General features: G+C 63.8%; 17 protein-coding genes and 2 riboswitches. Of the genes, 4 read left to right on the plus strand and 13 right to left on the minus strand.

The window, feature by feature from the left end:
• Positions 1 to 154: 154 nt before the first annotated feature.
• Entirely contained in the window at positions 155 to 1,651 is a 1,497-nt protein-coding gene (locus GYH35_RS05650; RefSeq protein ID WP_161814705.1) for an AAA family ATPase, read from the plus strand.
• 212 nt (positions 1,652 to 1,863) lie between these two features.
• Here the strand turns inward: GYH35_RS05650 and GYH35_RS05655 are convergent, their stop codons facing one another.
• From GYH35_RS05655 to gcvT, 7 genes are all read right to left on the minus strand, one after another.
• The gene (locus GYH35_RS05655; protein ID WP_161814706.1) at positions 1,864 to 2,910 is read right to left on the minus strand and encodes an L-threonylcarbamoyladenylate synthase; all 1,047 of its coding nucleotides are present in this window, start codon (positions 2,908 to 2,910) and stop codon (positions 1,864 to 1,866) included.
• 55 nt (positions 2,911 to 2,965) lie between these two features.
• A complete protein-coding gene (locus GYH35_RS05660; RefSeq protein ID WP_161827861.1) occupies positions 2,966 to 5,821 on the minus strand; it encodes a trypsin-like peptidase domain-containing protein in 2,856 nt (951 codons plus the stop codon).
• Between the two features lie 59 nt (positions 5,822 to 5,880).
• The gene (locus tag GYH35_RS05665; RefSeq protein WP_161814708.1) at positions 5,881 to 6,252 is read right to left on the minus strand and encodes a diacylglycerol kinase; all 372 of its coding nucleotides are present in this window, start codon (positions 6,250 to 6,252) and stop codon (positions 5,881 to 5,883) included.
• Complete coding sequence (gene gcvPB, locus GYH35_RS05670; protein ID WP_161827990.1) at positions 6,249 to 7,709, minus strand: aminomethyl-transferring glycine dehydrogenase subunit GcvPB; 1,461 nt, start codon at positions 7,707 to 7,709, stop codon at positions 6,249 to 6,251. Before gcvPB ends, GYH35_RS05665 begins: the two co-directional genes overlap by 4 nt.
• Positions 7,710 to 7,711: 2 nt before the next feature.
• Entirely contained in the window at positions 7,712 to 9,079 is a 1,368-nt protein-coding gene (gene gcvPA / locus GYH35_RS05675) for an aminomethyl-transferring glycine dehydrogenase subunit GcvPA (protein WP_161814709.1), read from the minus strand.
• A gap of 8 nt (positions 9,080 to 9,087) precedes the next feature.
• Entirely contained in the window at positions 9,088 to 9,483 is a 396-nt protein-coding gene (gene gcvH / locus GYH35_RS05680) for a glycine cleavage system protein GcvH (protein WP_161814710.1), read from the minus strand.
• 71 nt (positions 9,484 to 9,554) lie between these two features.
• A complete protein-coding gene (gene gcvT / locus GYH35_RS05685) occupies positions 9,555 to 10,637 on the minus strand; it encodes a glycine cleavage system aminomethyltransferase GcvT (protein WP_161814711.1) in 1,083 nt (360 codons plus the stop codon).
• 55 nt (positions 10,638 to 10,692) lie between these two features.
• Positions 10,693 to 10,814, minus strand: a riboswitch (glycine riboswitch).
• Positions 10,815 to 10,839: 25 nt separating this feature from the next.
• A riboswitch (glycine riboswitch) is annotated at positions 10,840 to 10,927 on the minus strand.
• 67 nt (positions 10,928 to 10,994) lie between these two features.
• Here gcvT and ispG point away from each other — a divergent pair.
• Genes ispG through GYH35_RS05700 form a run of 3 tightly spaced genes read left to right on the plus strand, consistent with a single transcriptional unit; the run spans position 10,995 to position 13,013 of the window.
• A complete protein-coding gene (ispG, locus tag GYH35_RS05690; protein WP_161827862.1) occupies positions 10,995 to 12,221 on the plus strand; it encodes a flavodoxin-dependent (E)-4-hydroxy-3-methylbut-2-enyl-diphosphate synthase in 1,227 nt (408 codons plus the stop codon).
• On the plus strand, positions 12,218 to 12,556 hold the full coding sequence (locus tag GYH35_RS05695; RefSeq protein WP_161814713.1) for a 4a-hydroxytetrahydrobiopterin dehydratase: 339 nt from the start codon (positions 12,218 to 12,220) through the stop codon (positions 12,554 to 12,556). Before ispG ends, GYH35_RS05695 begins: the two co-directional genes overlap by 4 nt.
• A 13-nt stretch (positions 12,557 to 12,569) precedes the next feature.
• Positions 12,570 to 13,013 carry a hypothetical protein gene (locus GYH35_RS05700; protein ID WP_161827863.1) on the plus strand — a complete coding sequence of 148 codons (444 nt, stop codon included), beginning with the start codon at positions 12,570 to 12,572 and terminating at the stop codon, positions 13,011 to 13,013.
• On the opposite strand, the gene GYH35_RS05705 is transcribed toward GYH35_RS05700, so the two are convergent.
• Genes GYH35_RS05705 through pepP form a run of 6 tightly spaced genes read right to left on the minus strand, consistent with a single transcriptional unit; the run spans position 13,014 to position 21,019 of the window.
• Positions 13,014 to 14,000, minus strand: a complete 987-nt coding sequence (locus tag GYH35_RS05705) for an alpha-L-glutamate ligase-like protein (protein WP_161814715.1) — start codon at positions 13,998 to 14,000, stop codon at positions 13,014 to 13,016.
• On the minus strand, positions 14,000 to 15,532 hold the full coding sequence (locus GYH35_RS05710) for an inactive transglutaminase family protein (RefSeq protein WP_161814716.1): 1,533 nt from the start codon (positions 15,530 to 15,532) through the stop codon (positions 14,000 to 14,002). The genes GYH35_RS05705 and GYH35_RS05710 overlap by 1 nt, the downstream gene beginning before the upstream one ends.
• Entirely contained in the window at positions 15,529 to 17,181 is a 1,653-nt protein-coding gene (locus tag GYH35_RS05715; protein ID WP_161827864.1) for an acyl-CoA dehydrogenase family protein, read from the minus strand. Before GYH35_RS05715 ends, GYH35_RS05710 begins: the two co-directional genes overlap by 4 nt.
• Positions 17,182 to 17,220: 39 nt before the next feature.
• Positions 17,221 to 18,471 carry a UbiH/UbiF/VisC/COQ6 family ubiquinone biosynthesis hydroxylase gene (locus tag GYH35_RS05720; protein ID WP_161827865.1) on the minus strand — a complete coding sequence of 417 codons (1,251 nt, stop codon included), beginning with the start codon at positions 18,469 to 18,471 and terminating at the stop codon, positions 17,221 to 17,223.
• The gene (ubiH, locus tag GYH35_RS05725) at positions 18,468 to 19,718 is read right to left on the minus strand and encodes a 2-octaprenyl-6-methoxyphenyl hydroxylase (protein WP_161827866.1); all 1,251 of its coding nucleotides are present in this window, start codon (positions 19,716 to 19,718) and stop codon (positions 18,468 to 18,470) included. The genes GYH35_RS05720 and ubiH overlap by 4 nt, the downstream gene beginning before the upstream one ends.
• Complete coding sequence (pepP, locus tag GYH35_RS05730; RefSeq protein WP_161814720.1) at positions 19,715 to 21,019, minus strand: Xaa-Pro aminopeptidase; 1,305 nt, start codon at positions 21,017 to 21,019, stop codon at positions 19,715 to 19,717. Before pepP ends, ubiH begins: the two co-directional genes overlap by 4 nt.

The following is a 21,019-nucleotide window of genomic DNA, read 5'->3' on the forward strand; positions in this document are numbered from 1 at the left end:
GCGAAATTTAGCAAAAATGTCCGGCGATGCAAGAAGCGCGTCACAGTTTTTATGCCCGTGAACGAAAAAACTTCTGACGCGGGAACTACAGCACGGGTCCGGCGGCCCTTTCGCTGCTCTCTTTACGTAAGGAACACGGAGTTAGATTCACCACATGGCAGACACGACAGACACGCGCAAAGAGTTGGAAGCGCTGCTGAAGAGCCGGGTGCCGCTGATCGTCATCGAGACGCGCGACGAGCCTCGCGCGATCGCCCTGCTCGCCTCGCTGTCGCCGAAGCTCGCCAGCCGCGTGCACACGCCGGTGTTCCAGTGGACTGTCACGGACGGTTTGCGCCGGCTGGATCTGAGTCTGGTCAGTCCGCCGCAGCACCAGGACGATCCGACCGCGCTGCTGAAAGGCATGCGCGCGACCGCGACCGGCGGCGTGTACGTCCTGCTCGACTTCCATCCGTTTCTCACCGATCCGGTGAACGTTCGACTGCTGAAAGACATCTGTCAGAACTACGACCGCGTGCCTCGCCACGTGGTGCTGATCAGTCACGAGATTCTGTTACCGCGCGAGCTCGAACATTTGTGCGTGCGGTTCAAGCTCGCGTTCCCGGACCGCGCCGAGCGTCACGCCATCGTCGAGCGAGTCGCGTCGGAGTGGACACAAACTTACGGTTCACGTGTAAAGACAGATCGCAAGTCGCTGGAACTGCTCGTAGAAAATCTCGGCGGACTTTCCACCGGCGACACCGAGCGACTGGCGCGCAAGGTCATCTTCGACGACGGCGCGCTGAAACCGGAAGATCTGCCCGCGGTCATGCAGGCCAAGTATGAGTTGCTGAACCGCGGCGGCGTGCTCGCGTACGAGTACGACACCGCACAGTTCGCCGATCTCGGCGGCATGACGCGGCTGAAGGAATGGCTCCGCGTGCGGAAGCCCGCCTTCGACGGCAGCGCGCCTCAGCTGGAGGCGCCCAAAGGCATGCTCCTGCTCGGCGTGCAGGGCTGCGGTAAGAGTGTCGCGGCGAAATGTGCGGCCGGGATTTATGGCGTGCCCCTGCTCCGGCTGGACTTCGCCGCCATCCACAACAAGTACATCGGCGAGTCGGAGCGCAATCTGCGCGAATCGTTGACGACGGCAGAAACGATGTCGCCGTGCGTGCTGTGGATCGACGAGATCGAAAAAGGCGTTTCCGTCGGCGATGGCGACAACGGCACCTCTCGCCGGCTGCTCGGCACGTTCCTCACCTGGCTCGCGGAGAAGAAGTCGCGCGTGTTCGTCGTGGCGACGGCGAACGACATCTCCTCGCTGCCGCCGGAGCTGGTCCGAAAGGGACGCTTGGACGAGATTTTCTTCGTCGACCTGCCGAGCGCCGCCATCCGCGAAGACATCCTGCGGATCCACGCGAAGAAGCGCAGCCTCAACCTTGCCGATAACCACGTGCGGCAACTGGCCACTGCGTGCGAAGGATTCTCGGGCGCGGAGATCGAACAGGCTGTCGTGTCGGCCGTGTACGCCGCTCACGCGAGCGGCACGCCAGCCACGGCGCCGCACATCCTCCAGGAGATTCGCACCACTCGGCCGCTGTCGGTCACCATGGAGGAGAAGATTTCGGAGTTGCGCGAGTGGGCGGCGGAGCGAACCGTCCCTGCTGACTAGCGCTTCCCGTTCAGAGAAGAGGTTTTGCAGGGACGAGGACCGCGCGCCCCGAGCACGGTGTGCGAGCCACGTCGACGTCAGGGCTCGCGGTGACGATGCGGACCGGAAGTTGCTCGCCTGCCGGCCTCCACGAGAAGCCACCGTTCTCGTCTCTCCGCACTCTGCCTCCTTGCGCCCAGCGAAGCGCAGGCGCCCGCGAGAGCGCAACGGCGTCAGCCGGGAGGGCCGCCTTCCTCGCCGAAGTCGGCGACCCAGGCAGCGATGTCCTGGTCGTAAGTGACGATGTTCTCGGCGCTGGCCGAGCGACGGAGGCGATCGCGCACGGCGTCCCACTTCTCACCTTCGGGGACTTCCTCGACCAGGATGATCTTCGCCGACGCCTTATCGAGCGTACGCAGATTCGCGTAAAGGTTGCGCGCGTAGATGTCGGGCCGGATGCCGGCATTGATCCACGTCATGAAAGGATTCGCCCGTTCCGGCGGGCGCTGAGCCAGCACCGCGACCTTCTCATGATTCTGCGTGAACTCATTCATCACCGTCTCGAGCCGGCGGCTCGGCACGACGTTGACCGGCGTCGCCGGCGAGTAATGCCGCGACGTTGAGCCCGGCACGCGCGGCGTGTTGGGATTCGGGCCGGTCTGGATGTTCGGCACGACCGCCTTGAGCTGCGACAGGCTGATGCTCCCCGGCCGCAACACACGCGGACCGTCGGCGAGGCAGCTGATGATGGTGGACTCGAGGCCGACCTTGCAGTCGCCGCCATCGAGCACGAACTTCAGCTCGTCGCCGAATTCCTCGCGCACGTGTTCCGCACGCGTCGGACTCACGTGGCCATATTTGTTCGCCGATGGAGCAGCGATGCCGCCGCCAAACGCGTTGAGCAACTGCTGCGCGACCGGATGATTCGGCACCCGAATCGCGACCGTGTCCTGCCCGCCAGTGATCACGTCGTTGACCGCCGGCGCTCGCTTCGCGACCAGCGTCAGCGGGCCCGGCCAGAATGCATCGGCGAGCTTCTTCGCCTCCGGCGTCATGTCGCGCACCCAGCGTTGCAGATAACGCGGATGATCGATGTGCACGATCACCGGATGCGTCGACGGCCGACCTTTGAGCCGGAAAATCTTACGCACCGCGTCCGGGTTGTTGGCATTCGCGCCCAGGCCGTACACCGTCTCGGTAGGAAACGCCACGAGATCGCCGGCGCGCAGCGCTTCGACGGCCTCCTGGATCTCCTGTTGTAGAACTCGTCCTATAGCCATGGGAGCAATGATAGCAAGTAGGGCTCCACCCGTTCGTCGCGCGCGACGGACGGTCTTATTCGAGCGCCGTCCGGGCCCAGCCCTGCGCGGTCCGGCGCAGTTCGTAGGTCGGCCAGAAACGCTTGTCGAGCTTCAGGGTCATGACTTCGACCGATCCATTCCACGTCACCGTCCGCAGCCTGAGCGAGCTGCGATCTTCGCGCCCGCTCACCGCCTGGATGAACTGATCCAAATCGGCGACAGGTTTGCCGTCGACCTCGACGATGCGCCGGCCGGCCCACAGCTGATAACGCGTCGCCGGCGAGCCGTACGAGAAGTACGCGACGAACACGCCATCCGGGTCGATGCCACGCTGCGCAGCCAGCGCACGGTGCGGCTTCTGCAGCACTGCGCCCGCCCACACCACGATGCGATCGAGATCGCGGCCGCCGAGCGCCACGGTCGGCACCTCGATGGCCTGCACACCCTTGTCACGCCACACGGTGACTCGCACCGATGGCTTCTGCACGCTTCGCTCCACTTCCCGGAAGCGATTCACGATGGCGCCATCGATATCCAGAATCAGATCGCCCGAGCGCAGCAGTCCATCTGCCGGCGAGCCGCCGACCGTGCGCACCACGCTCAACACCTGACGGCGCTCGGGGCTGTGTTGTTCCAAACGGCGGATCCAGTCATCCGGCAAATCCTGTTTGCGCGCGACCGACAGCGGCACCGGCTGCAGCTCCGCCTCGAGCGAATGGAGCGCGCGACCATCGCGGACCAGCGGCAACATCTCCTGCAACAGCTCGGCCGAGATGCCGCGATTCTCCTGCGCAATCTCACGACCGGCTTCGTACGCGAAGCTGGCCCACGTCGCGATCACCGCGCCGCTCTTGTCGACCAGCACGCCGTCGTAGTCCGCCGGTCCGTTGACCAAAGAAATGGTTTCCAGGTTGGCGTCGCGGAATTGCAGCGTGCGCGACAGCGGGAATCCCACAGGGTCCACCGACGCGACCGTGGCCGAGCGCGATTGCACCTTGCCATCGACGCGCATGCCGACGGCCCACACTTCCTGGCCCGGCTGCACATCCACCGATTTCAACGTCGCAGCTTTGGCGGGCGTGGCGCCGATCAATTTCGGGTCATAAGAAATCGCGGCGATATTGTGCAAAGGATGAACGTATTCGACCCGACCGGGCACTTCGATCGAGCCTGCGAACGTGATCCGCACATCGCCGAGCGGCGACGGCACCGTGTTGCGGTCGACGATCACCAGGCCGCGCTCCGCATCCACGATCAGGCCAGTGCCGTAATAGCTGCGCTCGGTGATACCCGACACCGAATACGGCATGTCGAAGTTCACCAGCACCAGCGACGGCGCCAGCTTGTTGATCAACGGGTCGCCGGTCTTCGCGAACGTCGTCGTGGCCGGCTCCGGCGTTTTCGCAAGGCCATCCATGCCCCATGCGGTGCACGGCCAGGAGCCCTGCTTGTCGTCGCGTTTGCAGACTCGCGCCGGGAACCAGCGGCGATCCATGCGCACGCTGCGCCATTGCGCGGTCTTCGGATCGTCGATGGTGAAGAAACGTACCGTGATGCGCTCGCCATCGCCGAGCTTCGACAGCACATCTTCGAGGTCGCCCAGACCGCCGATGTCCTTGCCGCCCGCCTCGCTGATGACCGCGCCACGCGGCACGCCAGCGGCGCCGAGAATGTAACCAGGGTTGGCGACATACACGCCTTTGATCGGAACATTGATGTGACGCGCCTGTTGCCAGGACAGGTTGTGAACGATCGCGTCACCGAACTCCAGGAACTCGTCCGGCATCACTTCATACAAATCCTGGATCGGCAGCTCGCGCTCGAACTGCTGACCGCCGCGCTCGATGGCCAGCTTCACCGTCTTGCCGACGTTGTCGTCGAGCGTGCTCGCCAGCAGCGAGAAATCGGCGGTGAGCTGACCGTTGATACGCACCAGCACATCGCCCGGCTCGAGCACGTTCTCGGCAGCCGAGCCCCGTTGCACTTCCGACACGACCAGCATGCCGACGCTGTTCGGAAACTTCTTGCGCACCTCGATCTCGGACTCGTTGCGCAGCCCGAGGCGCCGCACTTCGTCGAACGGCGTGTAACCGAACACCGTCTGCAGCGTGCCGCGAGCGACCGGTTTGTTCTTCTGAATCGCCTCGAGCGCGCGCGTCACTCGATCCAACGGCAGATAGAAACTCGAAGCCGCTGCGTTGCTGCCGCCCGCGTTGAGCGCCAGCACGCGACCGTCGATATCGATCACCGGCGAGCCGGACGAGCCGCCCGAGGTGCTCGAGGCGGCCTGGTAATAAAACGTGTTGAAGTCGTTGTACTTGCCGAGGCCGTAGTTCGGCGCCTCGCGATCCAGGCGTGCGAGCGTGCCCGCGAGAATCGAAAGTTGTTCGCCGGCGTCGTTGCCGATGACGCGGATTTCTCTGCCGACCTGGGCGCCCTGCGGATGCAGCTTCAACTCGGTGGGCTTGATGAAGCGCAGCTTGGACGGGTCGTAACGATAGAAGCCGAAGTCGTGCACCGGGTCGCGATACACCGGATACAACGTGACTTCCTCGCGGTTCAGAAACACCGCGGTGGCCGTCACCGGGCCGGGCGTCACGACGTGACGATTGGTGAGAATCAGGCCGCGCTGGGCGTCGACCACGAAGCCGGTCGCCTGACTCGACATATTCCATTCAGTGTCGAAGGCCCGGGCCAGGTCGACCTGGATGGTGACCACGCCGCTGGCGACGCGTTCCAGCGTGCGGGTCCAGCGTGAATCCTCGACATCGGGGACCGGCACCGCAGCCGGCGGCACCGGGGACGCGCTGGGCGCCGATCCGGGCGCCTGGGAGTAAGAAGGCAGGGAGGCAAGCAGCAGCAGTCCGGCAACGGCGAGAGTTCTATGCATGGTGAACCGCGTTCGAGGCTGTTGAAGGAGCCGCGAGCCGGGGTTCACTGGACGGCCGGTCAGCCCAGCAGCAGGAACCCCCAGATCACGACCAGGACGCCGAAGGATAGCAGTACGGCGGTCGAGCCGACGTCTTTGGCCAGCCCGGACAGCTCGTGGCGCTCCAGGCCGATGCGGTCGACCACGGTTTCGATGCCCGTGTTGAGCAGTTCCACGATCAGCACCAGCAGGACCGAGCTGACCAACAAGGCCTTTTCGATCGGTGTTTTGCCCAGGTAAGTCCCCAGCGGCAGCAATACCACCGCCAGGGCCACTTCCTGCCTGAACGCCGCTTCGCTACGGAACGCGCCCCGGAAACCCTTCCATGAATTCACGAATGCGAGCAACAGCCGGCGCATGCCGGCGAGCTTGGGGCGCTCTGTTATTGTCATTCAGTACTTCTCATTCCGTAGGTCAGATCGAGCTGCTTGGCGGCGCGCACGTCGTCGAGACGCCGGACCGGCAAAGTATAAGGAGCGCCTTTGACCTTGGCCGCATCCTGTTCGGCTTCGGCCTGAATCGCGATCAATGCATCGACGAAGGCATCCAGTTCCTCCTTGGCCTCGGTCTCGGTGGGCTCGATCAGCAGGCACTCCGGCACCAGCAGGGGGAAGTAGGTGGTCGGTGCATGGAAGCCGTAATCGAGCAGGCGCTTGGCGAAGTCCATCGCATTCACGCCCAGCTCCTTGGCCTGGCGTTTCATGGTGATGATGAACTCGTGGCTGGCGCGACGCTCCGGATAAGCCGCATCGAAGCCCGCCTTCTTCAGGCGAGCCAGCAGATAGTTGGCGTTGAGCGCCGAGAATTCCGCCACTCGGTGCATGCCTTCGCGGCCGAGCATGCGCATATAAACATACGCACGCAGCAGCACGCCGGCGTTGCCCATGAATGCAGACAGACGGCCGATGGTCTGCGGCACATCCTTCTCGTCCAGCCAGCGATAGTTGTCGCCTTCCTTGCCCACTGTCGGAATGGGCAGGAACGGCAGCAAACGCTGGCCGACGCCGACCGCACCTGAACCCGGACCACCACCGCCGTGCGGCGTCGAGAAGGTCTTGTGCAGGTTCATGTGAATGACGTCGAAGCCCATGTCGCCGGGGCGCACCTTGCCGAGAATCGCGTTGAGGTTGGCGCCGTCGTAATAGAGCAAGCCGCCGGCGTCGTGCACGAGCTTGGCGACTTCTTGAATGCGACGTTCGAACACACCCAGCGTCGACGGATTGGTCAGCATGATGCCGGCCGTCTTCGGGCCGAGCGCCGCCTTGAGCGCCTCGATGTCGATGTCGCCATTGGCCAACGATGGGATTTCGACCACCGTGCAACCACACATGGTCGCGGTCGCGGGGTTGGTGCCGTGGGCAGCGTCGGGAACGATGATTTCGGTGCGTTCCAGATCGTTGCGTGCGCGGTGATACGCACGAATCATCGCAACGCCTGCGAATTCACCCTGCGCGCCGGCCATCGGCGTGAGCGACACGCCTTTCATGCCGGTGACTTCCTTCAACATCTCCTGCAATTCATACATACAGGCGAGGAAGCCCTGGCTCAGTGAGCTCGGCGCCAGCGGATGACGGCCGAGAAACTCGGGCAGCATCGCGAACGCATTACACGCCCGCGGGTTGTACTTCATCGTGCACGAACCCAACGGGTAGAAGTGCGTGTCGATCGAGAAATTCAGCTGCGACAGACGGGTGAAGTGGCGCACCGCCTGCAGCTCCGACACTTCCGGCAGCGCCGCGCGCTTGCGACGACGAAACTTCTCCGGCACTTCGGCGGTGGCGCCTTGCGGATACTGGCCGACGGCGCTGCGCCCGGAGCGCGAATGTTTGAAGATCAAAGGTTCGGTGATGCTCACGGCTTGCGCTCCAGGACGGCGGCCAAAGCCGAGGCATACGCATCCAGGTCCGCGTCGGTGCGCATTTCCGTCGCACACACCAGCAGCGCGTTGCCCAGCTCGGGATAGAGTTTCGACAAATCCAATCCACCGACGATATTGCGTTTGGCCAAGGCGTCGAGCACATCGCTCACCTTGGTCGGCAGCTGTAACACAGCTTCATGAAAACGGTAACCGTCGAACACGACTTTCACGCCGGGAATGCGTGTGAGCTTCTCGACCAGCTTGGTCGTCTGCCGCTGCGAAGTCGCCGCCACCGATTCCAGGCCCGCCGCGCCGAGCAACGACATGTGAATCGTTGCCGCGGTCACCAGCAGACCCTGGTTGGTACAAATGTTCGACGTCGCCTTGCTGCGGCGGATGTGCTGTTCGCGCGCCTGCAGCGTCAGCGTGAAGCCCTGCTTGCCGTCGAGGTCGACGGTGCGGCCGATGATTCGGCCCGGCATCTGCCGCACATGTTCCATGCGCGTAGTCATGAAGCCGAAGTACGGACCGCCCGAAGACAGCGGCACACCGAACGGCTGACCGTCCCCGACCACGATGTCGACACCTTTCGCGCCCCACTCGCCCGGCGGCTTGAACAACGCCAGCGACAGCGGATTCACGACCGCGATCACCAGCGCGTTATTGGCATGCGCCCAGTCCGTGATCGCATCGACGTCTTCCATCTGGCCGAAGAAATTCGGCTGCTGGATCACGACGGCGGTGAGGTCTTCGCCCTTCAGCGCTTCGAGCTTCGAGAACTGCAGCGTGCCCTTGCCCGCTTCGTACGGCAGCACGGTGAAGCTGAGGTTCTGACCCTCGACGACCGCGCGCGACACGGACAGATAAGTAGGATTCAACGTCGACGGCACGACGATGCGAGCCGACTTCGACTTGCGATGCGCACGCACCGCCATCAAGCACGCTTCGGCGAGCGCCGATGCGCCGTCGTAGAGCGACGCATTCGAGACTTCCATGCCCGTCAGGCTGCTCATCATGGTCTGGTATTCGTACAACAGCTGCAGCGTGCCCTGGCTCGCTTCCGCCTGGTACGGCGTGTACGCGCTGTAGAACTCGCCACGCGTGACGATCGCCCAGACCGCGGCGGGAATGTGATGCTCGTAAGCGCCGGCGCCCAGGAAATTCAGTGGGCGACCGTCCTGGTTCGCGCGCGCCTGCATGAGGCGCCCGACTTCCATTTCGCTCAGTGCATCGGGAATCGCGGCGAGCGATTTGATCCGCAGCGCCGCCGGGATTTCGTCGAACAGCGCATCGATGCTGGGCGCGCCGATGGCGGCCAGCATTTCGCCGATCTCGGTATCGGTATGAGGGATGAACGGCATGGCGGCACTCAGTGGGCGGCGTCAGCCACGACCTTCTCGTAGGCCTTGGCGTCGAGCAGCTGTTGCAGCTCGCTGTTGTTGCTCGGCTTGATCTTGAACAACCAGCCGGCGCCGTACGGATCGCTGTTGACCAGCTCGGGCGAGCCGCTCAATGCATCGTTCGCGGCGACCACTTCGCCGGACACCGGGCTGTAAACGTCGGAAGCGGCCTTGACCGACTCGACCACGGCAGCAGCGCCGCCCTTGGTCAGCGACTTGCCCACTTCCGGCACTTCGACGAACACCAGGTCGCCAAGCGCGCCCTGAGCATGATCGGAAATGCCGATGGTGACCGTGCCGTCGCTTTCGACGCGCGCCCACTCGTGGGAGTCGAGATATTTCAGGTCGGCAGGAATGTTCGACATGGGGAATGACCTCAATAACAAAGCGAAAATGAAATCAGAAAAATGCGAATACTCGAATTCAGGGGCGCGGCTCAGGAGACGAGCGGCTTGCCATTGCGCACGAACGGATATTTGACGACGCGTGCAGCCAGTAACTTGCCGCGGATATCGACTTCGACGCGATCGCCTGTCGCCACCGGCACACGGGCGAAGCCGATGGATTTCTCCATGGTCGGCGAAAACGTGCCGCTGGTGAGCTCGCCGTCGCCCGCTGGCGTGACGACGCGCTGATGACCGCGCAGCACACCGCGATCGTCGAGAATCAGACCGACGAGCTTGCGCTTCAGGCCCGCGGCGCGTTGCGCTTCGAGCGCGGCACGGCCGACGAAATCACGCTCCGGCGGATCGAAGGCAACGGTCCACGTGAGACCCGACTCGAGCGGCGACAGGTTTTCGTCCATGTCGTTGCCATACAGATTCATGCCTGCTTCGAGCCGCAGCGTGTCGCGCGCACCGAGGCCGCACTGAGCGACGCCCGCCGCCTTCAGATCGCTCCAGAACTTGGGAGCCTCGCCCACGGGCAGCATCACTTCCCAGCCGTCTTCGCCGGTGTAGCCGGTGCGCGCAACGAAATATTGGCCGAGCTCACGGCCCGAGAATGTCTTCAATTGCAGCGCTTCGTCGGCGTACTTGCCGATCAGCGTTGCAGCCTTAGCACGCGCGTTCGGTCCTTGCACGGCGATCATCGCCAGATCGGTGCGCGGCTTGATGTCGACACCGAACTTGTCGGAGAAGCGTTTCAACCAGGCGATGTCTTTATCGCGCGTGCCGGCGTTCACGACCACGCGGAACCAGGACTCGTTGATGAAATAGACGATGAGGTCGTCGACCACGCCACCCTGCTCGTTGAGCATGCAGCTGTAGAGCGCCTTGCCCGAGTCCTTCAGTTTGGCGACATCGTTGGCGAGCAGGTAGCGCAGGTAGTCACGGACGCGCGCGCCAGTGACATCGGCAATGAGCATGTGGGACACGTCGAACATGCCGGCATCGCGGCGGACGGCGTGGTGCTCTTCGATCTGGGAGCCGTAATTGACCGGCATGTCCCAGCCGCCGAAATCGACCATGCGGGCGCCAGCGGCGACATGGGTGTCGAACAAGGGAGTCTTGAGGCCCATCGAATGCTCCGGGATATGTCCAGTTAAAAGGTCAGCGCGGAACGCCAGCGCGTTCAACGCCCCCTCTGTCCTGTGACCTGAGAGATCCGGCCGCCGCTTGCAGCGGCGCACCTCTCCCCTTCGGTGAACTGCCGACGAGCGCCAGGCGCGTCGCAGTTGCTCTCCAGAGCCCGCCGAGTGGCGGGCGGAGCTCCGCCTGTCCACTTGCACGCCGTTCATTTGCCTGAGCGTTTCCGGGCGGTTGCGCCTTCGGCGGCGGGGTCGATCCCGCTCTCTCCGGCCGTGCCTTGCGATGGGTGCGCGTATGGTAGCCGAAGCCAGCGATTCGTGTGCGAAGCGTTACAATAAGGCCCATCTATGCGCCCAACCCGACGTCACTCCATTCCCGTTCGCATCGGCTCGGTCACTGTCGGCGGTCCCGCCCCGGTCGTCGTGCAATCGATGACCAACACCGACACCGCCGATATCGACTCGACGACCCAGCAGATCAAAGCCTTGGCTCGCGCCGGCTCCGAGCTGGTGCGCGTCACCGTCAATACCGACGAAGCCGCCGCGGCCGTACCTCACGTCCGCGACCGGCTTGCACAGATGGGCATTCACGTGCCCATCGTTGGCGACTTTCACTTCAACGGTCACAAGCTGCTCAAGGCGCACCCTGCCTGCGCCGAGGCGCTGGCGAAATACCGTATTAACCCTGGCAATGTGGGCCGGGGCAGCAAGCGCGATCCGCAGTTCGCGGAAATGATCGAAGTCGCGATCCGCAATGACAAACCGGTGCGCATCGGCGTGAACTGGGGCAGCCTGGATCAGGATCTGCTGACGCGCCTGATGGACGAGAATTCCAAGTCGGCCGAGCCGATGGACGCCCGCGATGTCACGCGCGAAGCGCTGGTCGTCTCGGCTCTGGAATCGGCCAAGCGCGCCGAGGAGCTGGGCCTGGGCTCCAATCGCATCGTGATCTCGTGCAAGGTCAGCGGCGTGCAGGATCTGATCGCCGTGTATCGCAACCTGGCGAAACGCTGCGACTACGCGCTGCATCTCGGCCTGACCGAAGCCGGCATGGGGTCGAAAGGCATCGTCGCTTCCACCGCGGGCATGGCCGTGCTGTTGCAGGAAGGGATCGGCGACACGATCCGCGTGTCGTTGACGCCTGAACCCGGCGGCGATCGCACCCAGGAAGTCATCGTTGCGCAGGAGATCCTGCAGACCATGGGGCTGCGCTCGTTCATGCCCATGGTGGTCGCATGCCCTGGCTGTGGCCGCACCACGTCCACGTATTTCCAGGAGCTGGCGCAAAAGATCCAATCCCACATCCGTCACCAGATGCCGGAATGGCGCAAGCAATACGTCGGCGTCGAAGACATGACCGTCGCGGTGATGGGCTGCGTCGTGAACGGCCCGGGTGAGAGCAAACACGCCAACATCGGCATCAGCCTGCCCGGCACCGGCGAGCGTCCGGTCGCGCCCGTTTATGTGGACGGCGCGAAGGGCCCGACGCTCAAGGGCGAGCACATCGCCGAAGAGTTTCAGTCGCTGGTCGAGGATTACATTGCCAGGACCTACGCGCGGAGGGAAACAGCATGACCTCGCTCGCCGAACAACGCTGCAAGCCCTGCGAAGGCGGCGTCGCGCCGCTGACGCTCGATGAAGCGCAAGCGCTGATGAAACAGGTGAGCGGCGACTGGCAACTCGCCGCCGATGGCAAGAGCATCCGCGCCGAATGGAAGTTCCGCAATTTCTATCACACGATGAGCTTCGTGAACGCGGTGGCCCACATCGCCAACGCCGAGGATCACCATCCCGATATGGAAGTCGGCTATGGCTATTGCCGCTTGAACTTCAACACTCACGCCATTGGCGGGCTATCGCAGAACGACTTCATCTGCGCCGCCAAGGTGGATGCGTTACCCCGCACTTAGCCGGAGAACTCACATGCGCCGCGCTACGTTAGGTCGACTGGTTCAGCACCTGCGTATCTGGGTGCTCGGTTTCGCCGTCCTGCTCTACGTCGCACCCGCCGCCGCCGTCTCGGTAACGGCGCTGACCTACGACACCGGCAAGGATCAGCTGGTCCTGACCATCGCTTACCGGGGCACCAATCCGGATCATGAGTTCAAGGTGCAATGGGATGCCTGCAAGAAGCTCGACGATGAGCGCATGCAGATTCTCGGACTGCTGGTGGACAATCAGCCCGACGACCTGGCCCGCCAGGAATTCACCAAGCCGATGCGCATCGACCTGCGGGATTTCAGCTGCCGGCCGGCGAAGGTGACGATCAGAACGTCGGCGGGATTCTTCACCTCGGTGGACATACCGGCGGCAAGGACCAGGGGCTCTTCGCCTGCACTCAGCTCCGAACCGCGCAACGCGCCTTAGCTAGGCGACGCTGGCAACCGCTTCAGTCGCGAGCACCGGGCCGACCGGGTGGCGAAACTCGTGCTGAGCGAAGGCGATGCGCTCGGCCGCTGGTGCGGTGAAGCTGGCGCGTTCGTCGCAGATTTTCAGACGACGTAACAAGCCCTGCCGATTGGCGATCTGGATCGCCAGCCCCGGCCGCGCATTCAGCTCCAGCACCAACGGCCCGAGGTCGCGATCGAGCACGATGTCGACGCCGATATAGCCCATGCCGGTCAGCTCGTAACACCGCGCCGAGATATCCAGGATCACATCCCAATCGGGAATCTTCAGCCCCGAAATCGCATGCGTCGTATCGGGGTGATGCGTGACGACCTGCGTCCCGACCACGCCGTCCAGAGTCACGCCGCTGGCGAGATCGATGCCCGCGCCCACCGCGCCCTGGTGCAAATTCGCTTTGCCATGCGAGGCCCGCGTCGGCAGACGCACCATCGACATGATCGGGAAGCCGCGATACACGATCACTCGAATATCCGGCACGCCCAGATAACTGATGCGCTCGAACAGCGGCGAGAAGCGCACCATGTATTCGACGATGACCACGTCCTGCACGCCGCCCAGACTGAACTGCCCGTTGATGGCGTTGGACAGGTGGTGATACAGGAAATCGTCATCGAGCAGCGTGCCGCTGATGGTTCGATACCGCTGCGAGCTGCGGCCGGAGATGACGACGATGCCATCGCCCGCGCTGCCATGCGCCGGCTTCAGCGCGAACTCCGGATGATCCCTGACGATCTCCGGCAGCCGTCGGATGTCATGCTGCGTCTCGATGACGCCGTACAACTGCGGAACCGCAATGCCGGCCGCCAACGCCAGCCGTTTGGTCTTCAGCTTGTCGTCGACCAGCGGATACAGCCGCCGCGGATTGAAACGCAGGATGTAATCGCCGTTGCGCTTGTTGAGCCCAAGCACTCCCTCATCGGACAACCCTCGGTAGCGGCCGAACATCAGGGTCCGCTCCCCGAGGGCGCCAGCGCCTTGAAGCGACGCAGCTCGAGCAATCGATAGCCGGTGTAACGGCCGGCCAGCAGCGACATCGCGATCACCAGCAGCAGCAATTCCGGGAACACGAAGATCAAGTGTTCCAACCACGCGATGCCCATGATGACGTAGGCGACCGCGGCGACCAGCAAGCTGCCGATGCCTTCCTGAATCGCCTCCGACGCGCCGCGCTCCTCCCACACGATCGACATGCGCTCGATGGTCATCGACAGGATGACCATCGGGAACAGCGCGATCGACAGGCCCGGCTGCAGCTCCAGTTTCTGACTCAGCACACTGATGCCGGCCATCAACAGCACCACCACCGTCAGCACGGTGGTCAGACGCGGCACCAGCAACAGCCGCAGCTTTTCCAGATAGAACCGGATCAGCAGTCCCAGCGAGACGATGATGGCGAACAGCACGATGCCCCACAGCAGCCGCGTCTCGCGGAACGCCAGCGCGACCAGCACCGGCATGAACGTGCCGAACGTCTTCACGCCGATGAAGTTACGCAGCAGCATGATCACCAGCGCGCCGATCGGAATCATCATCAGCACCGCGTACACCGCCTGCGTGGCGATGGGCAAGGCGAACAGCGAAAAGTCCATGGCGTGCGAGCCGGTCAACTCGGCCCGGCGCTCGGCCACCACCATCGAGTCCAGCAGGTTCTGCTGAACCGCGAGTGTCACATCCAGATTGCTGCCGCCTTCGAGGCTGGCGATCGCTTCATCGCCGCGCCACCAGATCAGGAAATCCGGCGGCAAGCCCTGCTCCAGCGTCTTGGGATCGAAGTACAACCATTGCACGCCGTCGTGCACTTCCAGCAGCTGCTGGGACTGCACCGGCCCGGGCACGCTGCGCAGCTGAATGCCGTGCGCGATGCGCGCGGGAATCGAAGCGCCGGCAAGAAAGATGGTCGCCAGCTCGGCCGCATCCGCCGGCGCGCTGCCCCGGCTCATGAACAAGCTGACGTACGGATCGCGTTCGGCGTGATTGATGTGACGAAGCAGCTCGGTCGTGAAGCTCGCGACATCGGCCGACTGGCGCCGCACTTCGGCGATCAATCCTTCCATCGCGATACGCGATGGCTCGTCCAGCACCGGCTGTTCGGGAAAGGGCGGCGTCGTGTCCTCGGCGATGCGGCTGGCATCGCGATACACCTGCGCGCGGTAGTACAGCGTCTGCGGGCCGGTCGCCTGGCGCAGCGTCCATTGAGATTCGCGTCCCGCCGGGGCGGACCGGGTCGCATGACCGAAGCCCCGCGAAATGAAATTCTCGTCCAGGATGGAAAAGCCCGGCGTCAGATTGGGAATGCGCAAGGTCGCTTTGACCGCCGCCGGGCCCGGATCGAAGCGCACCGCCGCCTCGATGGTCCAGACACGCGTCTGTTCCTGCGGCTGCAGCGGAAAGCCGAGCACTTGCGACTTGTACGCGAACAGCGTCAAGCCGATCAGCGCCAGCACCGCTGACAGCACATAGATGTGACGATTGTTCATTCGATCAGGCGGGCGGAATCTTCGCTATTGATATCGACCAGCAAATCCACGGGCGCGGCGGCGAACCGGCAGGCCGCGGCGACATCGCCGAACTCGACCAGCAACGCCAGCTCCAGCGCGCGTCCCAGAGTCATCGCCACCCGTCGGGCATGAGCCTGCAGGCGGCGCGGGTCGTCATTGTGACTCAACCAGTCGAACACATGCTCGACTGCGGCCAGCGCCTGCTGGCCGGCCTTGGCCAGGCGACCGTCCATATTAGGGGTGCGATCGTGAGCCGTCATAGCCAGCTGTAGGCGTTGTCGCAATGCCGGCAAGCCGACGCCGAGCTCTCCACGCAGCAAGGTATCCAATGCCAGCACGTTCGTGGTGCCTTCCCAGATCGGCAATACCTGGGTGTCACGTAACAACAGCGGCAGACCGGTATCTTCTACATAACCGGCGCCCCCGAACGCTTCTATGCACTCGCTCACGACGCTGACGGCTTGTTTAGCGGTGAGTAGCTTGGCAATCGGCGTGATCACCCGGAGCAACGCCTTCTGCGTATCGTCGATCTCGCCCGCCTCCTGCCGGCCCATCAATTCGACCAGCTCGAAGGCCAGCAGGAACGCGCCCCGCGTTTCCGCTTCCAGCCCGGCGAGCGTATCGACGTGCAACGGCAGCTCGTCGAGCTTTGCACCGAACGCACGTCGCTGACGGGCATACGCACGAGCCAATGCCAGCGCGCGACGCATGAAGCTGACTGAGGTCACGCTGTTCCAGGCGCGGGTCACGGTGAGCATGGGCTCGATGTTTCGAGTGCCATGACGGGTGTCGCCCACCAGCTCGGCGCGTGCACCGTCCAGCGTGAGCTCGGCGGTCGGCACCTTGCGAGTCCCCAATTTATCTTTCAGGCGCTCGACGCGGATGCCGTTCAAGGCGCCATCGTCGTTGTGAGTCTCGACAAAGAACATGGCAAGCCCGCTGCCGCCAGGACCGTTGCCCTCCGGACGAGCGAGCGTCAGCGCCATCTGCGACGTAATGGCCGAGGTGAACCATTTCTTGCCGTACAACCGCCATTGCCCCGACTCATCACGCACGGCTTGCGTGAGCGAGGCGCCCACGTCGGAGCCGCCGGTCGATTCGGTCATCCATTGGCCGCTGGTCCACGCCTGCGCGGGATCACGACTGGTCAAGCGAATGACGGCGCGATCGATCAGCGCCTGGTTGCCCGAAACTGTCAGCGTGCGGGCAGCGCCATCGGTCATGGCCAAGGGACAGGTATAAACATCCGAGGAAGGATGGAACAAGTAAACGGCTGCGAACTGATGGATCCGGGAGTAGCGGCCGTGACGACGCTCATAGGGAATGGCGATCAGTCCCTGGGTCGCCGCAATCTCGGCGGCGCGACGCCACAGCGGCGACACTTCGATGCGATCGATGCGATTGCCCCACGCATCCCACTGCGTCAGCGTCGGCTCGTTGAGCCGGTCCTGCAGCTGCAGTCGATACAACTCACCGCCGGCCAACTCGCCGAGCTCGCTGAGCGACGGCTCGATCTGCGCCAACATCCCGGCCGGCAGGCGCCGCTGCAAATAGGCACGCAAAAAGGGATCGTCGCCATACTGGTTGCCCAGCGCCGGCGGGGATTGGATGAAGAGCGTGCTGTGCATCTCCCGGCCCACCCCTTAGTGACTTTGCGTCCGTGCAGTTTAACGATGCGAACGAACCAGCGCTGGCGCCGCACCTCGAATGCCGAGCGCGCGCCCCATCAAGAAACGTTTGGCGAGCCCATGCCCGTCGAGCATGCTCAAGCCGGTGCGACGCGCCCAGCCGAGAGTATCGACACGGCTGCCGAACAGCTTGTTCAATCCGTCGACCAATCCCAATGCCACCGCATTCTCGCTCTTGCGCCAGCGCTCGTAACGACGCAGGACGCGTCGCTCGCCGATAAATGCAGGGGCCAGGCCGCCATCGAGCTCCTCGGCCAGCACTTCGACCAACGCAGCGCTGTCTAGGAAGCCGAGGTTCACCCCCTGCCCCGCCAACGGATGAATGGCGTGAGCGGCATCGCCGACCAGCACGAATCGCTCGCGGCAATAGTCTTTGGCATGGGTGAGTCGCAGAGGAAATTGTCCGCGAGGTCCGGCCAGCTCGACCTTGCCAAGCGTGCCATCGAGCGCCAGCGTCAACTCGCTCGCGACTTGCTCCGGCGCTTCACTCACCAGGCGCTCGGCATGTTCGGGCGTGGTCGTCCACACGATGGAGCTGCGTCCATCGGCCAACGGCAGGAATGCGATCGGTCCATCCGGCAGGAATCTTTGCCACGCGGTTCGGGCATGGGGATGTTCGGTGCGAACGTGGGTGACGAACGCGCGTTGGTCGTATTCCCAACCGCGCGTTTCGATACCGGCAAGCTTGCGGCTCAAGGAACCGGAGCCGTCCGATCCAACGATCAGCGCCGCATCGATGCGACGACCGTCGCTCAGGATGGCCGTGGCGCGATCGTCTTCGAACTCGAGCCCGCTCAGCTCACCCCGCAGCAACGTCACCCGATCGCGAAAGGCGGCGCAGTCGTAGATCGACCACAGCACGCGGCGGTTCTCGACGATATATCCAAGATTGGGCTCACCCGATTCGCCGGCGGAGAAGTGAATCGAGCCCGGACCGCGCGGCTTGCCGGCGGCGTCCCATACGCTCATGTCGTCGTACGCACAGACATGTTGGCGGGGTATCAGCTGCCATGCTCCGATCTCGCTCAGGATGCGCTCTGAAGCGCGTGAGATCGCGGATACGCGCAGATCGATATCGTCGACTGCATCGGGCGGCGGCAGCGTCGGCGGGTTTGCCTCCAACACGGCGATGCGCAGGTCGGCGAAGTGACGATTGCTGGCGGCCAGCGCGGCGACGCAAGCACCGACCATGCCGCCGCCAATGACCAGAATGTGAAATCCGTTTTTCATTTCAGCGGCGCGCCTCGCGCCAGACGTGGCACCCGACCCGCAGCCCCCAACGACAACTGCGATAACGCATCCTTGGCCGCCGGCATCAGATCGAACGCCAACATGCCCGCATTACGTAGCAGCCTGATCGGCCCGAGCGGCTGAGAGAACACCCTCACCAGCCCATCGGTGAAGCGCACGATGTTGCTGCGATCGGCGGCCCGCCATTCGCGATAGCGCTGCAGCCACATGCCGTCGCCTGAATCAAATTCACCGCCCCCCTGAGCGAGCCCATCCGCCAGCACCTCTGCGAGGCTCACGGCATCGCGCAGACCGAGATTGAATCCCTGCCCTGCGATCGGATGCAGCGTTTGAGCGGCGTTACCGACGATGGCGAGGCGCTCGGCGACGTACTCATCGGAACGCGTCAACGACAGCGGATACAACTGCCGCTGCCCCACGCGCGTGAAGCGGCCGAGGCGGAAGCCGAACGTGTCCTGCAAGCGCGCCAGGAATTCAGCATCGCTCAGGGCCGTCATTTCTTTGGCGGTGTCGGGACGGAAGGTCCACACCACGCCCAACCGCCCTTCGGTCAATGGCAGCAGCGCCAGCGGACCCGCATTGGTGAAACGCTCGTACGCGACGTGATCGTGGAAGTGCTGTGAGAGCACGTTGCTGACCAGCGCGACCTGCTCGTAATCCCAAGTGCTCGAGCCGATGCCCGCCGATTGCCGCACGGTGGAACGGGCGCCGTCGGCAGCGATCGCGAGCTTCGCTTCCACGATGCGCACGCCGCCCTCCATCGCGCATTCGATGCGCTGGCTGTGCTGTTGCAGTTGCATCGACTGCACTTTGGCCGGTGCGAGCACGGTGATCGAAGGCTCCGTCTTCAGCCGGTGCCACAACGCCGCGCCCATCACTCGATTCACAACCACGTAGCCCAACGCGCTCAGGCCCTGTTCCTTGGCATCGATGCGCGTGAAGCCGAAGCGTCCTTGATCGGAAACGTGAATGCGACGGATCGCAGTCGCCTCGCGTTCGATCAACGGCCAGACGCCGAGCGCTTCGAAAATGCGTCGGCTGCCGTTGGATATCGCGGTACTACGATCGTCGAAGCTCGGTTGATCGACAGCGCCGAAGGGCGCCGCCTCGATCAATGCGACCTTGAGCTGCAGCTGAGCCAGAGCGAGCGCCAGGCTGGCGCCGACCAATCCGCCGCCGGCAATGGCGACATCGACGACTAAAGGCGTGGCGTCGGGGTCACTCATGCATTCATCAGCTTTTCGATGCCGTCGGCGTCTTTGACCAGCCCGGCCGTCAGCACCTCGTTGCCGTCCTTGGTCACCACCACGTCGTCCTCGATGCGCACGCCGATGTTCCACCAGCGCTTCGGCACGCCCTTGAGGCCTGCCGGAATATAAATCCCGGGCTCGACCGTCATCGCCATGCCGGGCTCGAGCACGCGCCATTGATCGCCGATCTTGTAGTCGCCGACATCGTGCACATCCATGCCCAGCCAATGACCGGTCCGGTGCATGTAGAAGCGGCGATACGCGCCTTCCTTGATCAGGTTCGGCACCTTGCCCTTCAACAGACCGAGCTTCACCAAGCCCTGAGTGATGGCTTTCACCGCCGCCTCGTGCGGCTCGTTCCAATGATTGCCGGGCCGGGTCTTGTCGATCGCGGCGTACTGCGCCTCCAACACGACTTCATACACGGCCCGCTGCTCGGGCGTGAATCGGCCGCCCACTGGAAAGGTGCGCGTGATGTCGGAGGCATACAGCTGGTATTCGCAGCCGGCGTCGAGCAACAGCAGATCGCCGTCGCGCAGCTCTTCGGAGTTCTCGTGGTAGTGCAGGATGCAGGTATTGGCGCCGCTGCCGACGATGGGGTGATACGAAATATCCGCATCGTTCATCCTGAACTCGTGCAGCAGCTCGGCCATCACCTGGTATTCCTTGCGGCCCGGCTCGACGAACTGCATCGCGCGCTTGTGGGCAGCGACCGCGATCCGGGCCGACTCGCGCATGGCGTCCAGCTCGGGGCGCGTTTTGTACAAGCGCATGTCGTGGAGCAAGTGATCCAGCGCCACGAACTCCTGCGGAGGATGCACGCCAGTGCGCGCCTGCGTCTTGAGCGAGTTGACCCAGCCGATCACGCGTTGATCGAACTCCTGATGCAGGCCCATCGTGTAGTAAACACGCGAGCAGTGCTCCATCAGTCCCGGAAGGATGTCGTCGATGTCGTTGATGGGAAACGCATCGTCCGCGCCGTAGTCGCGCACCGCGCCTTCCGGTCCGGCGCGTTTGCCATCCCATGTTTCGCGCGTCGGATCGCGCTCTCGAGTGAACAGCACATATTCGGCGTGGGCGCGTCCCGGTATCAGCACGGCCACCGCTTCCGGCTCGCCGAAGCCGGTCAGATAGAAAAAATCGCTATCGGGCCGATAGTGATAGCTGACGTCGCTGTTGCGCGTCTTCTCGGGCACGGCGGGCAGGATGGCGATGGCGCCACGGCCCATCATCTTCATGAGCTGCCGGCGCCGGCGGGCGAATTCATCTTTGCGCAT

It is taken from the genome of Steroidobacter agaridevorans (genome assembly GCF_009932555.1).
Classification (GTDB): domain Bacteria; phylum Pseudomonadota; class Gammaproteobacteria; order Steroidobacterales; family Steroidobacteraceae; genus Steroidobacter; species Steroidobacter agaridevorans.

Bases quoted from the DNA above. Each gene is read 5' to 3' on its own strand.
- GYH35_RS05665 (WP_161814708.1), bottom strand. From the start codon at position 6,252: ATGACAATAACAGAGCGCCCCAAGCTCGCCGGCATGCGCCGGCTGTTG.
- gcvH (WP_161814710.1), bottom strand. From the start codon at position 9,483: ATGTCGAACATTCCTGCCGACCTGAAATATCTCGACTCCCACGAGTGG.
- GYH35_RS05695 (WP_161814713.1), top strand. From the start codon at position 12,218: ATGACCTCGCTCGCCGAACAACGCTGCAAGCCCTGCGAAGGCGGCGTC.
- gcvPA (WP_161814709.1), bottom strand. From the start codon at position 9,079: ATGCCGTTCATCCCTCATACCGATACCGAGATCGGCGAAATGCTGGCC.
- GYH35_RS05720 (WP_161827865.1), bottom strand. From the start codon at position 18,471: ATGAAAAACGGATTTCACATTCTGGTCATTGGCGGCGGCATGGTCGGT.
- pepP (WP_161814720.1), bottom strand. From the start codon at position 21,019: ATGCGCAAAGATGAATTCGCCCGCCGGCGCCGGCAGCTCATGAAGATG.
- ispG (WP_161827862.1), top strand. From the start codon at position 10,995: ATGCGCCCAACCCGACGTCACTCCATTCCCGTTCGCATCGGCTCGGTC.
- GYH35_RS05655 (WP_161814706.1), bottom strand. From the start codon at position 2,910: ATGGCTATAGGACGAGTTCTACAACAGGAGATCCAGGAGGCCGTCGAA.
- GYH35_RS05660 (WP_161827861.1), bottom strand. From the start codon at position 5,821: ATGCATAGAACTCTCGCCGTTGCCGGACTGCTGCTGCTTGCCTCCCTG.
- GYH35_RS05650 (WP_161814705.1), top strand. From the start codon at position 155: ATGGCAGACACGACAGACACGCGCAAAGAGTTGGAAGCGCTGCTGAAG.
- gcvT (WP_161814711.1), bottom strand. From the start codon at position 10,637: ATGGGCCTCAAGACTCCCTTGTTCGACACCCATGTCGCCGCTGGCGCC.
- GYH35_RS05710 (WP_161814716.1), bottom strand. From the start codon at position 15,532: ATGAACAATCGTCACATCTATGTGCTGTCAGCGGTGCTGGCGCTGATC.
- GYH35_RS05715 (WP_161827864.1), bottom strand. From the start codon at position 17,181: ATGCACAGCACGCTCTTCATCCAATCCCCGCCGGCGCTGGGCAACCAG.
- GYH35_RS05700 (WP_161827863.1), top strand. From the start codon at position 12,570: ATGCGCCGCGCTACGTTAGGTCGACTGGTTCAGCACCTGCGTATCTGG.
- GYH35_RS05705 (WP_161814715.1), bottom strand. From the start codon at position 14,000: ATGTTCGGCCGCTACCGAGGGTTGTCCGATGAGGGAGTGCTTGGGCTC.
- ubiH (WP_161827866.1), bottom strand. From the start codon at position 19,718: ATGAGTGACCCCGACGCCACGCCTTTAGTCGTCGATGTCGCCATTGCC.